The organism is Vallitaleaceae bacterium 9-2 (assembly GCA_038396585.1).
In the GTDB taxonomy this organism is placed as follows: Bacteria; Bacillota; Clostridia; order Lachnospirales; family Vallitaleaceae; genus UBA1351.
In genome coordinates this window covers 1,704,749-1,719,194 of the sequence record CP121691.1, presented here as the reverse complement: position 1 = coordinate 1,719,194, position 14,446 = coordinate 1,704,749, and the positions used below count along the sequence as shown (strand labels likewise).

Sequence of the window (14,446 nt, the reverse complement as noted above, 5' to 3'; positions counted from 1 at the left end):
TAGTAATTTGATTTTATCAATCAAGAATATATATAAAGCATAATTGCTTAATACCGTATTATTTCATAAAGGGCATATTAAACATTCCTTTTTTACCCTTTTTACCTTTCATCATACCACTCATTTGTTTCATCATTTTTTTGGATTGCTCAAATTGTTTGATGAATCGGTTGACTGCTGCCATCTCATTACCCGACCCGGCTGCAATACGTTTTTTGCGTGCCACATTAATCAAATCAGGATTTTGGCGTTCTGCCGGAGTCATAGATAAAATCATCGCTTCCATCTTGGCAAGCTCTTTTTCATCGACTTGGACATTTTTCATCTGTTGTCCCATACCAGGAATCATCCCCATAAGATCATTGAGTGATCCCATTTTTTTAATTTGCTGCATCTGATCTAAAAAATCTTCAAACGAAAATTCCGCTTTTTTAAACTTGCGTTCCATTTCTTTGGCTTTTTCTTCGTCAATGGATTCACTTGCTTTTTCAATGAGCGTAAGTACATCCCCCATGCCAAGAATACGTGATGCCATTCGATCGGCGTGGAATATTTCTACGTCGGTAAGTTTTTCACCAACGCAAGCAAATTTAATCGGTTTACCTGTAACAGCTTTTACCGATAAAGCAGCACCACCTCGAGTATCTCCATCCAATTTTGTCAAGATCACTCCATCAATTTCAAGCTGTGCATTAAATGTTTCGGCAACATTAACTGCATCTTGCCCTGTCATTGCGTCCACAACCAATAAAATTTGATGAGGATTTACTGTGGTTTTGATCTCAACTAGTTCACCCATCATCGTTTCATCAATGTGCAAACGTCCGGCTGTATCTAGAATAATGACATCATTGCCATTTTTTTTCCCATGTTCAATTCCTGCTTTTGCAATGTCTAAAGGATTATTCTGTCCCATCTCAAAGACCGGAACATCAATTTGTCCACCGACAACTTGCAATTGCTTAATAGCTGCCGGTCGATAAATATCACAAGCCACCAATAAAGGTTTTTTCCCTTTTTTCTTTAAAAGACCTGCTATTTTTGCTGTTGATGTTGTCTTACCAGCCCCTTGTAATCCAACCATCATATAGATCGTTGGCGGTTCACTGGCAAATGTCAAACCTTCATCGGTCTCATCACCCATCAGTTTGACCATCTCTTCATTAACAATTTTAATGACTTGTTGACCAGGGGTCAACGAATCCAAGACTTCAACGCCAATCGCTCGTTCACGGATGCTGTTAACAAACTGCTTAACCACTTTAAAGTTAACATCCGCTTCAAGAAGAGCCATCTTAACTTCGCGCATAGCAGCTTTTACATCTGCTTCACTGAGTTTTCCTTTACGTTTTAATCCCGCAAATATATTCTGAAATTTATCTGATAAACTTTCGAATGCCATGTGTAATCCTTTCTATGCCGACAATCTATAGTACTATAAATTTTTAAGAACTTCGGATACTAATCCACGTATTGATTCAAGTGCAAATTTGGTATCTTCTTCCTTAGTTAATTCTAAAATCTTTTCCAAGAGAATCTGATTTTCTTGAAACTGATGTATCAATCCAAGAGATTGTTCATAATTTACAAGTGCTTTTTCACTGCGTTTTATATTATCATGGACAGCTGCCCGACTAATATTCAATTTTTGAGCAATTTCTCCAAGAGAAAGATCATTAAGATAATATTCTTCATAGACTTCTTTTTGACGTTGTGTCATCATATTTCCATAGAAATCATATAACATTGTTTTATATCCTAAATCATCCATTGCTTCCACCTTGCCTGTCAAGTACAATTACTTTACAGACGGTATTATACAGATAAAAAACCTATTTGTCAACAGAAATTTTATCCGATTCAATATTAAATAAAGCGTCGACGAAATCGTTTGAATCAAAGGGGCGCATATCATCAATTCCTTCTCCCACTCCAATATACTTAACAGGTAGTTTTAGATCGGACTGAATCGCAATGGCAATTCCACCTTTAGCCGTACCGTCAAGTTTTGTTAAAACTACGCCGGTAATATCTGCGACTTCTTTAAATAATTTTGCTTGCTGCAAAGCATTTTGCCCCGTAGTGGCGTCTAGGACTAGCAGTACTTCTTTATGCGCATCCGGATATTCCCTCGCAATTATGCGATGAATCTTATTCAGCTCATCCATCAAATTTTTCTTATTGTGCAAGCGTCCGGCTGTATCACAGATAAGTATATCTGTATTTTTAGCCTTTGCTGATTGGACAGCATCATAAACCACTGCTGCCGGGTCTGAATTTTCTCCTTGAGCAATAATTGGAACATCGGCACGACTAGCCCATTCTTGTAACTGATCAATGGCTGCTGCACGGAATGTATCTGCAGCTGCAAGCATGACTTTTTTCCCTTCAGCCTTATATTGACTTGCTAACTTTCCAATTGATGTCGTTTTTCCTACACCATTAACGCCAATAACAAGAACAACTGTTTTTTGTTCTGTAAAGGCATAGGCATCATGATCTACATGCATTAATTCTTTCAGTTCATCTGCTAAGAGCTGACGCACCTGTTCTGTATTGGTCAATTTCTGTTCTTTCACTTTTTTTCGCAAATCTTCAATGATTGTCATGGTTGTAGGCACACCTAAGTCTGCCATAATTAATGCTTCTTCAAGCTCTTCATAAAATTCTTCATCAATCGATTTGAAATTTTTTAGAACATCCTCAACTCCACCTAAAAATTGATCACGTGTTTTGGTTAATCCACTTACTAATTTACTAAAAAAACCTTTTTTTTCTGCCATATATAAACCTCGCTATTCTTTTGTTGTATGATCAAGCTGATCTTGTATTAATTTTACGGATACTTGGGTTGACACGCCTTTTTCTTGCATTGTAATTCCATACAGTGCATTCGCGGCTTCCATGGTCCCTTTTCTATGGGTGATAACAATAAACTGCGTCTGATGTGTAAGTTTTTGCAAATATGTCGCAAAACGATCTACATTGGCATCATCAAGTGCTGCTTCAATTTCATCTAATACGCAAAATGGTGAAGGACGTAGACTTTGGATGGCAAACAATAATGCAATTGCTGTAAACGCTCTTTCTCCACCAGAGAGCAACATCATGTTTTGAAGTTTTTTGCCTGGTGGCTGCGCAATAATAGTAATTCCTGCTGACAGAATATCTTCATCATCTGTCAACTCTAAAAATCCTTTTCCTCCACCAAAGAGTTCTTTAAAAACAGTGTTAAACTGAGCATTGATTTCATTGAACTTTTCCCGAAACTGAGCGGTCATTTGTTCATCCAGCTCTTGAATAATCCCCAAGAGTTTTTCTTTGGCGGTTATCAAATCTTCACGCTGAGAAGATAAAAATGTATAGCGTTCCTTTACTTGTCGGTATTCTTCAATAGCATGAACATTTACATCACCCAGTTGCTTGATTTCACTTTTAATCGATGCAATTTTACTTTTAATGGTTGATTCTGCTAATTCTATTTCTGTTTTAAACGTCAATGCCTTTGTATATGTTAGTTCGTATTCATCCCACATATAATTGATTTGTGTTTCTTTTTGCATTTCATTTCGCTCAATATTACCACTGATACGAATTAATTCTTTTTCTAATTGATTAAACTCTTCATAAGCCATCTCACGCTTTGCATCCATCTGTCCTTTTTGGACTTGAATATCTTGACGTTGAAACTTAAGTTCATTAACTTTTGTATTTAACTCAAGTAATTTTTCTTTTTCTATTATTTGTTCTTCTTGGCTTTTTTGAAGATTTTGGGTTTCTTTTAAGTTGCTTAACTCATACCCTTGAATTTCTTCACGAATACGTTGAATGGAGTCCGTATGGTCTTCCAACCCTTCAATGAGGCGTTTAATATTTTCCTCATAATGGCGCATTTGTTCTTGTAGCGTTGTCAATGCCATTTTATCGCTGGTTAAGTCTTCCATAATCAGCTTCAAGTCTTCTTTAAGCACTTGAATTTTCTCATTAAGGGTTTCGACGCGTGACTCCGCATCAACATGATCAATTTGAGAAGTACTTAATTGAGAGGACAGCTGTTCTTTCTCTTCACGCAGTTGCTCTGTCTCTGCTTTTAACGTCTCAACTTCAGCACTTATATTTTTTAATTCTTGCTGAAACTTCACATGTTCGCTTTGGTTGGTATTCATCTGAGTTATCATCGTATGATGCTCGATATTCATCGTTTGCTCTTGCGCCTGTATAGACTCAATGTTATCTTTTAGCGATTGGAGTTCATCTTCAGCACTTAAGATTTCTTTTTGCTTTGTGTTCACAGTTTCTTGCATGGCTTTTATATTGGCTTCTAAGGACTCAATATCATTCTTTCTGGAAAGCAATTGTCCCTTTTCATTTTTGAAGGCACCACCACTCATAGCTCCCCCAGGATTGATTACTTCCCCTTCAAGGGTTATGATACGTACTTTTTGTTGATTAGCCTTTGCAAGCTTTATACCATTTTCAATATGATCAACCACGAGAATACGCCCTAAAAGCTGACGTATAATTGGTCTATACGCTTCATCACACTCAATTAATTCACTTGCAATCCCTATAAATCCATCTGTTTTCTTAAACGATTGAATACAATGACCTTTAACTGTCGTAAGCGGTAAAAAAGTTCCTCGTCCATATTTATTTTTTTTAAGATACTCAATAAATCCCTTCGCTTTTTGTTCATTGGTTGTCACAATATTTTGTAGATTCGACCCTAATGCCAGTTCAATAGCCGCCGTATATTTTGATGGCACACGAATCAATTCTGCAACAACCCCCAACGCTCCTGGATCTTTTAACTCCATGACTTTTTTTACGCTGAAGAAATATCCATCATACTGTTCTTCCATACCTTTAATTGCATCCAATTTGGATTGATTTTTGTTAAGCTCATAGATGATTTCTTGCGCCTTTTTCTTTTCATTTACAAGTGTTGCTTCGTTTTTTCCTATGACACTTCGAATCTTAAGCTTTTGATCTAGCAACTCTTGTTGTTTCTTTTCGAAGGCATCTAAAGCATGTTGTGCATTGGTCAATTCCTGGGCCAATGTTTGAACTGTTTCCATGGCAATGACCTTACGTGAGGACAGCTGTTCCAAACGTGAGCGATTATTTTCTATCATGACCTCGCTGCGGTGCACTTGTCCTTTTATATTTGACCCTTCATTAAGGCGTTGTATCATATCCGTTTGTATCGTGTCTATTTCATTTTCATAGGACGTGATTTCTTGCTGTATATGCTCTGAGACTTTCTGATGCTCACTAATTACTTCTTCTTGAAGTTTTATCTTATGTACTTGTTTTTCTTTTAAATCCTTAATTTCATTAAGTTCTATCCGACGGCGCATCTCCATGTCTTCAAGTCGTTGAATCTCATTGGTTAACTTTTCAATTTGTATTACACTGTTTTTTGTCTTTTCTTCCGACAGACGCATCGTTGATTGCAGTTTTTCAATAGCCAAAGACGTCGATGTAATATCATCACGATATGTATCTAGCTCTTCTTCAATCACTTTAAACTGTTCTTCATATTCGTGATACTTTTGTTGCAATTGCTTATGCGTTGCATTTTTTTCTTCATATTCTTTTTGAATGCGCTGCTCATTTTCTTTGAGTTCTTTGAGTTTTACTTCAAACTCATCAATAAGACGAATAAAGCTGTTAATTTCCAGCTTTTTTAGTTCTTCACGATAATCCAAATAGACTCTTGCAACTTCTGCCTGATCTTTTAATCCATCTTTTTGTGTCTCAAGTTCACCAATAATATCGGAAATCCGTTCTAAGTCGGTCTCTCCACTTTCCAGTTTTTTTGTTGCTGCTAGTTTTCGCGTTTTATATTTTACGATTCCGGCGGCTTCATCAAATAAGTCTCTACGGTCATTGGGTTTTGAGGAAAGGATTTTATCTACCTGTCCTTGTCCAATAATCGAGTATCCTTCACGCCCAACACCCGTATCCATAAATAGTTCATGAACGTCTTTTAACCGACAAGCAGTCCCATTAATATAATATGCACTTTCGCCTGAACGATATACGCGCCTAGAAACAGTCACTTCACGATAGTCTATTGGCATTTTACCATCGCTGTTATCTATCGTTAAATCTACCTGACAATATCCCAATGCTCGACGTGTTTCAGTCCCTGCAAAAATAACATCTTCCATCTTACTTCCACGTAACTGTTTTGCACTTTGCTCTCCTAATACCCAGCGAACAGCATCTGCTACATTGCTTTTCCCACTGCCATTAGGACCGACTATGCCTGTAATTCCTTTATCAAATTTAAAAATCATTTTGTTGGCAAAAGATTTAAAGCCATATAAATCAATACTTTTTAGATACATAAAACTACCCTCTTATTTATTTTCGATTTTTGATAACGCATCCATGGCCGCACTTTGTTCCGCACTTTTTTTACTTCGCCCAGATCCTTGTCCGACAACCGCCTCGTTGTGATATACATGCACTTCAAAATGTTTATCATGATCCGGTCCTGTTTCACTCATCACGCGATATTCAATAGGCTGCTCACTAAACTGTTGAATATATTCTTGAAGCTGTGTTTTGCTGTCTACAAAACGTTGTCTTGACGGGATGTCTGATAATAATGTACGCTCAATAAATGTCCTAGCCTTATCAATACCGCCATCTAAATAGATTGCTCCAATCAGCGCTTCAACTGTATCGGATAAAACGGAATCTCGCTCTCGTCCACCAGAGGCGTCTTCACCTTTTCCCAACAATAGGTATGAGCCTAACGAGATTTCTCTAGCAAAAGTTGCTAGTGTCGGTTCGCAAACCAAACTTGCCCTTAATTTTGTTAACTCACCTTCAAGGTTATCCGGATATTTTCGATATAAATAATCGCTTGTTACAATTTCAAGAACTGCATCTCCAAGAAATTCCAACCGTTCATTATTTTCAATTTTTTTTAGATTATGTTCATTAGCATATGAACTATGGGTTAGAGATTGAATCAGTAATTTCATATTCTCAAACGGATATGAAATTACTGATTCAAACTCATGTAATTTTTTATATTTCATGGGTTCCTCCTCATTATATAACACATCAAAAAAAACGAACAAGTACTAAGGCGACTTGTTCGTTAATCCCTTATTCCATTTCTTCGATACGGTTTCTTAACATCTCCATAGCATCTCCGACAGTACTTACATTTTCCATCATATCATCTTCAAGATCAACATCAAATGCCGACTCTGCACTTAAGATAATTTGAGCTAAGTCTAATGAATCAATACCTAAATCATCTACAAAATCCATTGATTCATCAATGTCGTCTGCTTCATATGTTGTAAATTCCGCAATAATTTCTAAAAGTTTTTTTTCGTCCATCGTATTTCCTCCATATTATATAAGTTGTTGTTTTATTTTTTTATTTACATCTTCGTCAGAAAAAGTTTTACATTGTAGTATGGCATTTTTAAATGCTTTTGCATCCGAGCTTCCATGTGCCTTGACAACAAGCCCCTCAAGCCCTAATAAAGGTGCGCCGCCGTATTCAGTGTAGTCAAAAGATTTTAACATTTTCTTTAATGGACCTTTTATAAGTAGTGCACCTATTTTTGAATACCAGGTCGACGTAATTGCTTGCTTAATCTGAGTAAGTAAAAACATCGCTAAACCTTCTGTATGTTTTAAGATCAGATTGCCTGTAAATCCGTCCGCTATGATGACATCCGCTTTTCCTAAAGCAATATCGCGTCCTTCAATATTTCCGATGAAGTTCAAAGAAGTATCTTGCTTTAAAAGCGCATATGTCTCTTTTGTTAAGCTATTGCCCTTTTTCTCTTCATCGCCAACATTAAGCAATCCAATTGTTGGCTTGGATTTTCCTGTAAAGGATTGGCTATAACTTGATCCCATTTTAGCAAACTGATGTAAATACATTGGTTTTGAATCTACATTTGCTCCACAATCCATCAAAAGCGTCACTCCATTTGCAGTAGGAATAAAAGAACCAAGCGCCGGTCGTTCAATGCCCTTTATGCGCCCAATAATCAATGTACCTCCTGCCAAGACCGCTCCCGTACTCCCTGCGGACACAAAGGCATCTGCATGTCCTTCTTTGACATAGCGTAAGCCCTTAACAATGGATGAATCTTTTTTTCTGCGAATAGCTAAGACAGGCGATTCGTTATTATCTATATTTTCCGTTGCATTGATAATATGCAATCGGTTCTGGTCATAACTTCGTCCGTTTAACTTATCATTAATCATAGCTTCATTACCAAATAATGTCAATATGATATTCGGCTCTTGTTCCATTGCCATAATTGCCGCATCAACAACAATATCTGGTGCATGGTCCCCTCCCATTGCATCAACTGCAATACTCACTTGCTTCATAGCGTACCCCTTTCAATAAGTTCTTAGATTACTATACTATTTTTTTGCAAACTTTTCAAGCAAACCGCCATAAAAAAAGCAGGAAAACCATAGGTCCTCCTGCCTTTAAAAATCATATTACTCTTTTTCAACAACTACTTTATTCTTGTATGTTCCACATGCTTTACAAGCTCTGTGTGGCATCACTAACTCACCACATTTGCTGCATCTTCCCAAATTTGGAGCTGATAACGTCCAGCTTTGAGCACGACGCTTGTCTCTACGTGCTGAGGATACTTTTCTTTTTGGTACTGCCATCTTAGTTACACCTCCTTAAATTTGCTCTCAAACAAATCTTTTAAATGAGCCATTCGAATATCAACATGACCTTTTTCACATGAACATTCTTGCTCATTGAGGTTTGCGCCACATTGTTCACATAGACCCTTACATTCATCAGAACACAATACTTTTTGCGGAAATTCAATTAACAGTTCTGTTAATAAAAAATCTTCCACATCAAGTTCTGCCCCTTGTATGTAGGCAAATTCTTCGCTGTCATGAAGGGATACGGATCTATGAATATGAACCTTCACATTTTGCATAACATCCACAGTACAACGATCGCATGGAATATTCAACCCTATGCTCGCTATGCCTTCTATCAAAATGTCTTTTTCGTTAATGCGCTTGAATATTAAGTCGCACGACAAAGGTTCGACTACTTGATATTCATGTAACCCATCTTCAAAAACAACATCATTAAAAGTCTGCTGTAATGTTATTTGATCACTTCGAATAAATGCTTCAACTAAATGTAGTAACATATATTCACCTTCTTTTCGGTATTGCCTGATGTTAAATCACCAAAATTTATTATAACCATTAGCAATTTGTTTGTCAACCATTTTATATCAAGTTCATAAAACTTATACTAATTTTAGGGTTTCACGTGCAATCATCAACTCTTCATTCGTTGGAACAACCATTGAGTGACATGTCGCTGTTTTTTTGCTAAAGTCACGTTCAATACCTGAACAATCGTTAAGTTCATCATCCACATCAATACCAAGATAGCCTAATTGTTTACATATATTAGCACGTACGGATATGTTATTCTCTCCTAAACCAGCTGTAAATACTAAGGCATCTAATCCATTAAGTGTCGCTGCATATGAGCCAATATATTTAGCTACGCGATATTCAAAAACTTCCATTGTTCGAATAGCATGTTGATCACCTTGATTGGCTGCTGAACGTATATCTCTAAAATCACTGGAGATTCCTGATAGTCCAAGAACTCCTGATTTTTTATTTAATATTTCGATAACATCATGTACCGACACATTTTCTTTTTGAGCAATATAATCTACAATTGCCGGATCGATATCTCCGCTGCGTGTTCCCATTACAAGTCCTTCTAGTGGAGTTAATCCCATCGATGTATCAATAGATTTCCCACCATCAACTGCACACACACTCGCACCATTTCCCAAATGACATACAATAATCTTAAGCTCTTCAATAGGTCGGCCTAACATTTCTGCCGCTCTATGAGCAACAAATTTATGGGATGTTCCATGGAATCCATAACGTCGTATTTTAAACTTTTCATAGTATTCGTATGGTATTGCATATAGGTATGCCTTTTCCGGCATTGTCTGATGAAACGCCGTATCAAATACAGCAATCATCGGAACTCCGGGCATAATGCTTTGACATGCACGAATACCAATAAGGTTAGCAGGATTATGAAGCGGTGCAAGTTCTACACACTCTTCAATAACTTCAATAACTTTTTCATCAATAACTACTGAATCCGAGAAAAACTCTCCGCCATGAACAACTCGATGTCCTACAGCTGATATTTCTTGCATTGACTGAATACAACCATGGGTTTCATCAACAAGTGCCTTAATCAAATAGCGCACTGCATCTTCATGGTTTTTCATCTCTGTTTTCAAAACAATTTTTTCTTTTCCCGCTGATTCATGCTTTATCTGTGACCCTTCAATCCCAATACGTTCACAAATTCCAATCGCTAAAACACTTTCATCATCCATGTTTATTAGTTGGTACTTAAGTGACGAGCTTCCACAATTGAGTACGAGAATATTCATAATAGACTCCTTCTATATGCTTTGGTTAATGGCTTGGACTGCTGTGATTGCAACGACTCCTACAATATCTTCAGAACTGCATCCTCGTGACAAGTCATTAACAGGCTTTGCAATACCTTGAGTTACAGGTCCATATGCTTCTGCCTTAGCTAATCTTTGTGTTAATTTATATCCAATATTACCAGAATCCAAGTCCGGGAATACAAGAACGTTGACATTACCCGCCACTTCATTACCTGGCGCTTTTGCTTGTCCAATACTTGGAACAATCGCTGCATCTAATTGGAACTCTCCATCAATTGCATAGTCTGGGTATTGTTCTTTTGCAAGACGTGTTGCTTCAACCACTTTGTCCACATCTGGGTGTTTAGCACTTCCCATTGTTGAATGTGAAAGCATACCAACAACTGGTTTTTCTTCAACCAGTATTTCAAAAGATTTGGCTGAACTTCCCGCAATAGAAGCTAATTCTTCTGAGTTTGGATTTTGTACCAATCCACTATCTGCAAAAATAAATGTACCGTTCGCACCATACTCACAATTTGGAACGACCATGACAAAAAATGCAGACACAAGTTTTGTTCCTGGTGCCGTTTTTAATATTTGTAATGATGGTCGTAATACGTTCGCCGTTGAATTAACAGCACCTGCAACCATACCGCCTGCCAAGCCTTTTTTCACCATCATTACACCAAGATATAAAGGATCTTGAGTTAATAGTTCCTGCGCTTTTTCAGCTGTCATTCCTTTTTTGCTTCGAAGTTCTACAAGCGTTGCAATGTAATCATCCATTTCATCAAATCGATCTGGATCAATAATTGTCGCTCCTGAAATATCTAAATCACCTGCTTTTTCTTTAATCTCTTTTTCCTTACCAATAAGAATAACCTTGGCAATTTTTTCTTTAAGAATTTGGTCTGTTGCCTCCAAAGTTCTTAACTCAAGTGACTCAGGTAATACGATTGTTTGAATGTTTTCTTTTGCTCTTTCTTTAATTCTTTCAATAAAACTCACTTTTATTGCTCCTTTCGTGTATGTAATCATACCCTTCAACTCCATTATAAACAAATTGTTCATTGTATACAATATCTTTTTGCTTTTTTTTTAGATTCCTTATTGCACTTTCTCATTGAAACCGATAGTATTAAGTAAATACAGGAGGTCAAACCATGAAAATTGCTGCAATTATCTCAGAATATAATCCATTTCACAATGGACATGCGTATCAAATCCGTAGTACGAAGGAAACGCTAGGTGTTGATTTTGTCGTTGCCATTATGAGCGGTAACTATGTACAACGTGGAGAACCCGCTATTTTTGATAAGTGGACACGTACGCGTTTAGCCCTGCTTGGGGGTGTCGATGTCGTTATCGAGCTTCCGACCCTTTACTCGACTGCCTCTGCCGAGCTTTTTGCAAAAGGTGCAGTTGATTTGCTCAACCAATTAAATATCATTGACTACTTAAGTTTTGGAAGTGAACACGGAGATATAAACCCACTCACTACACTGGCTCAGCTTTATTTAAATGAATCACCTCATTTTCAGCACCATCTAAAAGCCAATTTAAAAAAAGGTTTTTCTTTCCCAAAAGCAAGAAGCCTAGCCACTTCAACCCTTTATCCAGAGTATGAGACGCTATTAAAAGGGTCCAATAATATTTTAGCTATTGAATACTTAAAGGCTTTACTCCAATCCGATTCCTCAATAGCGCCCTTTACACTTAAACGTGTAGGTTCATCCTACCTTGAAACCAAACTTCAGTCAACCTACGCTTCTGCGACGGCCATTCGCCTAGCATTAAAGGATAACCCAAATGCTGTTGATGCAACTATACCGCTTCCATGTTTTGACTATTTACTTGATGCGCTCGGTCATTCAGTTTTTTCAATATATCCAGAAGATTATTTCCCCTATTATCGTTATTTGCTAACGATAAATAACCCTAGTGTAGAAAATATTTACGACTTTCCTGTTGAGCTTAACAATCGTCTCCAAAAAATCATGCTTCAATCCGAAAACTATGCACACTTTATTGATGCTGCCCAATCCAAAAACTACACTAAGACAACGATACAACGTGCTTTGTTACATCAATTTTTAAATATAACCACGACAAATATCCAAGAAAACAACACTCAGTTACATCATTATATAAAAATTCTTGGCTTTAAAAAATCGGCCTCTCCTGTACTTGCTTTACTAAAAAACAATGCTCGTCTACCATTAATCACTAACGTAGCCGATCATCAAAAACAGCTCCTAGCAGATGGTAAAAAAATGCTGCATGATGAGGTGAAGTTTACTAACCTCTACAATGAACTCCTTCTTCAAAAAAGCAATCATATAAAAAAGAATGACTATTCTCAACCAATAATCATTCTATAGTCTTTTCTCATTTATCTGAGATTTTTAGTTCACTTCGGTTGTTATGAATAACCTCAAGCTGATCGCGCATATACTGATCATATGATGCAAATTGCTGTTCACTATTTTGCAGCATATCTTGAATAACTTGCTGACTTTGCGCTAATATTGCATCCACATATTCATATGCGCTTTCTGTTATTTCATTTGCCGTTTGTTTTGTTTGGGCCAACATAGCTTCTGCCTCTTTAATTGCCTGTCGACGTATTTCATGTTCATCAAGCATTCTTTCTGCTTGATTTTTAGCCTCTTCAACGATTCCTGTTGCCACGGATTCTGCCTCTCCAATTATTTTATCTTTCTCTTCAATCAGACGCTTTGAACGTTTAATTTCTTCCGGCAACTTCATTCGAAGGTCTGCCATAAATTCGTATAACACTTCCATATTTACGACAACTTTACTGGAAAAAGGCAAATTATTACATTCTTGCAGGTAACCTTCCATCTCATCTAATAACAACATTATCGAATCCATATTACCCCTCCTGTCATTGCTTCTTAATTGATTCTAGCAGCACATACTCAGTTTCTTTGGGAACCATGCGAGAAATATCGCCTCCAAATTGAATCAACTGTTTTACCATACTTGAACTAATATACGCATATTCTGTTCTCGAAACTAAAAAAACAGTTTCGATTGTTTCATCTAGCATGTGATTTGTTTGAGCTAATTGCAATTCATATTCGAAGTCCGAAATCGCACGAAAACCTCTAAAAATCATTTGCGCATTTTTTTGTTTTACAAAATTAACAAGCAATCCTGTAAACGGCTCAATCTTTACATTATCCAAATCTTTGGTTAAATCCTCTAATAACGAAACACGTTGATCCACATCAAGATAAGGTGTTTTATCCGGATTATTTAATACACCAACGATTAACAGGTCCACTAACTTTGACGCGCGTTCGATTATATCCATATGTCCATTTGTAGTCGGATCAAAGCTCCCGGGATATACACCTATTTTCATTCTATTTCACCTTTCTTATACTCTATAAATGTGAACTTATTTGTACGATATGTTTTTTCACGTACTATCTCTAAATTCGTGAAAGATTTATCATCAAGTTCTGTTTCTATAGAACTTTCAACAATAATCAGCCCTTGATTACGTATCAACTTTAGCATATCAATCTGTTTTAACGCCTCCATCTCATATCCTTGATTATATGGAGGATCAATAAAGATAAGATCAAAACAGTCTCCTTGTTGATGTAATGCATTAAGTGCACTAACATAATCATACTTTATAATCCTTGCTTTTTCAATAAGTTTTGTATGATTTAAATTTTTTTTTATAATTTCAATGGAACTATTATTCATATCATTAAAGACGCAACTGTTGGCACCCCGACTTAATGATTCAATGCCTAATGCACCACTTCCAGAAAACAAATCAAGAACATATGCATCAAAAAGTCTATAATTAATAATATTAAACAGCGTTTCTTTTGTCCTATCTGTTGTCGGTCGAACCCCTTGTGGTGGTGATTCTAATAACAATCTTTTGGCACTTCCTGCAATTACTCGCATAACAT

At 36.8% G+C, this 14,446-nt stretch carries 15 protein-coding genes; 1 reads left to right on the top strand and 14 read right to left on the bottom strand.

The features are described from left to right. Nucleotides 1–58: 58 nt before the first annotated feature. The 11 genes from ffh to pta all read right to left on the bottom strand — a co-directional run bounded on the left by ffh (nt 59) and on the right by pta (nt 11,495). Entirely contained in the window at nt 59–1,402 is a 1,344-nt protein-coding gene (gene ffh / locus QBE53_08105) for a signal recognition particle protein (protein WZL83062.1), read from the bottom strand. 33 nt (nt 1,403–1,435) lie between these two features. Then, nucleotides 1,436–1,771 (bottom strand): sigma factor-like helix-turn-helix DNA-binding protein, encoded by a 336-nt coding sequence (locus QBE53_08100; GenBank protein ID WZL83061.1) that lies wholly within the window; start codon nt 1,769–1,771, stop codon nt 1,436–1,438. Nucleotides 1,772–1,832: 61 nt separating this feature from the next. Beyond that, a complete protein-coding gene (gene ftsY, locus QBE53_08095; protein WZL83060.1) occupies nt 1,833–2,783 on the bottom strand; it encodes a signal recognition particle-docking protein FtsY in 951 nt (316 codons plus the stop codon). A 12-nt stretch (nt 2,784–2,795) separates the two neighbouring features. Beyond that, entirely contained in the window at nt 2,796–6,356 is a 3,561-nt protein-coding gene (gene smc / locus QBE53_08090; GenBank protein ID WZL83059.1) for a chromosome segregation protein SMC, read from the bottom strand. Between the two features lie 12 nt (nt 6,357–6,368). Beyond that, complete coding sequence (gene rnc, locus QBE53_08085) at nt 6,369–7,058, bottom strand: ribonuclease III (GenBank protein WZL83058.1); 690 nt, start codon at nt 7,056–7,058, stop codon at nt 6,369–6,371. Between the two features lie 70 nt (nt 7,059–7,128). Beyond that, the gene (locus QBE53_08080; protein ID WZL83057.1) at nt 7,129–7,368 is read right to left on the bottom strand and encodes a phosphopantetheine-binding protein; all 240 of its coding nucleotides are present in this window, start codon (nt 7,366–7,368) and stop codon (nt 7,129–7,131) included. 15 nt (nt 7,369–7,383) lie between these two features. Then, nucleotides 7,384–8,382 carry a phosphate acyltransferase PlsX gene (gene plsX / locus QBE53_08075; protein WZL83056.1) on the bottom strand — a complete coding sequence of 333 codons (999 nt, stop codon included), beginning with the start codon at nt 8,380–8,382 and terminating at the stop codon, nt 7,384–7,386. A 117-nt stretch (nt 8,383–8,499) separates the two neighbouring features. Beyond that, on the bottom strand, nt 8,500–8,679 hold the full coding sequence (gene rpmF / locus QBE53_08070; protein WZL83055.1) for a 50S ribosomal protein L32: 180 nt from the start codon (nt 8,677–8,679) through the stop codon (nt 8,500–8,502). A gap of 5 nt (nt 8,680–8,684) precedes the next feature. Then, on the bottom strand, nt 8,685–9,188 hold the full coding sequence (locus QBE53_08065) for a DUF177 domain-containing protein (protein WZL83054.1): 504 nt from the start codon (nt 9,186–9,188) through the stop codon (nt 8,685–8,687). Between the two features lie 102 nt (nt 9,189–9,290). After that, the gene (locus QBE53_08060; GenBank protein WZL83053.1) at nt 9,291–10,481 is read right to left on the bottom strand and encodes an acetate kinase; all 1,191 of its coding nucleotides are present in this window, start codon (nt 10,479–10,481) and stop codon (nt 9,291–9,293) included. 12 nt (nt 10,482–10,493) lie between these two features. After that, nucleotides 10,494–11,495 (bottom strand): phosphate acetyltransferase, encoded by a 1,002-nt coding sequence (pta, locus tag QBE53_08055; GenBank protein WZL83279.1) that lies wholly within the window; start codon nt 11,493–11,495, stop codon nt 10,494–10,496. A 155-nt stretch (nt 11,496–11,650) separates the two neighbouring features. Between pta and QBE53_08050 the strand changes: the two genes are divergently transcribed. Further along, nucleotides 11,651–12,868 carry a nucleotidyltransferase gene (locus tag QBE53_08050; protein ID WZL83052.1) on the top strand — a complete coding sequence of 406 codons (1,218 nt, stop codon included), beginning with the start codon at nt 11,651–11,653 and terminating at the stop codon, nt 12,866–12,868. Between the two features lie 7 nt (nt 12,869–12,875). On the opposite strand, the gene QBE53_08045 is transcribed toward QBE53_08050, so the two are convergent. From QBE53_08045 to rsmD, 3 genes are read right to left on the bottom strand one after another with little or no spacing between them, the layout of a single operon-like run. Continuing rightward, nucleotides 12,876–13,382, bottom strand: a complete 507-nt coding sequence (locus QBE53_08045) for a hypothetical protein (protein ID WZL83051.1) — start codon at nt 13,380–13,382, stop codon at nt 12,876–12,878. 13 nt (nt 13,383–13,395) lie between these two features. Further along, the gene (gene coaD, locus QBE53_08040) at nt 13,396–13,878 is read right to left on the bottom strand and encodes a pantetheine-phosphate adenylyltransferase (protein ID WZL83050.1); all 483 of its coding nucleotides are present in this window, start codon (nt 13,876–13,878) and stop codon (nt 13,396–13,398) included. Further along, entirely contained in the window at nt 13,875–14,441 is a 567-nt protein-coding gene (gene rsmD / locus QBE53_08035; GenBank protein ID WZL83049.1) for a 16S rRNA (guanine(966)-N(2))-methyltransferase RsmD, read from the bottom strand. Before rsmD ends, coaD begins: the two co-directional genes overlap by 4 nt. Nucleotides 14,442–14,446: the final 5 nt, after the last annotated feature.

What these genes read in the sequence shown, in the direction of transcription:
- ffh (WZL83062.1), bottom strand. Translation starts at nt 1,402, where the DNA reads ATGGCATTCGAAAGTTTATCAGATAAATTTCAGAATATATTTGCGGGA.
- QBE53_08060 (WZL83053.1), bottom strand. Translation starts at nt 10,481, where the DNA reads ATGAATATTCTCGTACTCAATTGTGGAAGCTCGTCACTTAAGTACCAA.
- plsX (WZL83056.1), bottom strand. Translation starts at nt 8,382, where the DNA reads ATGAAGCAAGTGAGTATTGCAGTTGATGCAATGGGAGGGGACCATGCA.
- rpmF (WZL83055.1), bottom strand. Translation starts at nt 8,679, where the DNA reads ATGGCAGTACCAAAAAGAAAAGTATCCTCAGCACGTAGAGACAAGCGT.
- smc (WZL83059.1), bottom strand. Translation starts at nt 6,356, where the DNA reads ATGTATCTAAAAAGTATTGATTTATATGGCTTTAAATCTTTTGCCAAC.
- coaD (WZL83050.1), bottom strand. Translation starts at nt 13,878, where the DNA reads ATGAAAATAGGTGTATATCCCGGGAGCTTTGATCCGACTACAAATGGA.
- QBE53_08100 (WZL83061.1), bottom strand. Translation starts at nt 1,771, where the DNA reads ATGGATGATTTAGGATATAAAACAATGTTATATGATTTCTATGGAAAT.
- QBE53_08045 (WZL83051.1), bottom strand. Translation starts at nt 13,382, where the DNA reads ATGGATTCGATAATGTTGTTATTAGATGAGATGGAAGGTTACCTGCAA.
- ftsY (WZL83060.1), bottom strand. Translation starts at nt 2,783, where the DNA reads ATGGCAGAAAAAAAAGGTTTTTTTAGTAAATTAGTAAGTGGATTAACC.
- rsmD (WZL83049.1), bottom strand. Translation starts at nt 14,441, where the DNA reads ATGCGAGTAATTGCAGGAAGTGCCAAAAGATTGTTATTAGAATCACCA.
- QBE53_08065 (WZL83054.1), bottom strand. Translation starts at nt 9,188, where the DNA reads ATGTTACTACATTTAGTTGAAGCATTTATTCGAAGTGATCAAATAACA.
- QBE53_08050 (WZL83052.1), top strand. Translation starts at nt 11,651, where the DNA reads ATGAAAATTGCTGCAATTATCTCAGAATATAATCCATTTCACAATGGA.
- QBE53_08080 (WZL83057.1), bottom strand. Translation starts at nt 7,368, where the DNA reads ATGGACGAAAAAAAACTTTTAGAAATTATTGCGGAATTTACAACATAT.
- rnc (WZL83058.1), bottom strand. Translation starts at nt 7,058, where the DNA reads ATGAAATATAAAAAATTACATGAGTTTGAATCAGTAATTTCATATCCG.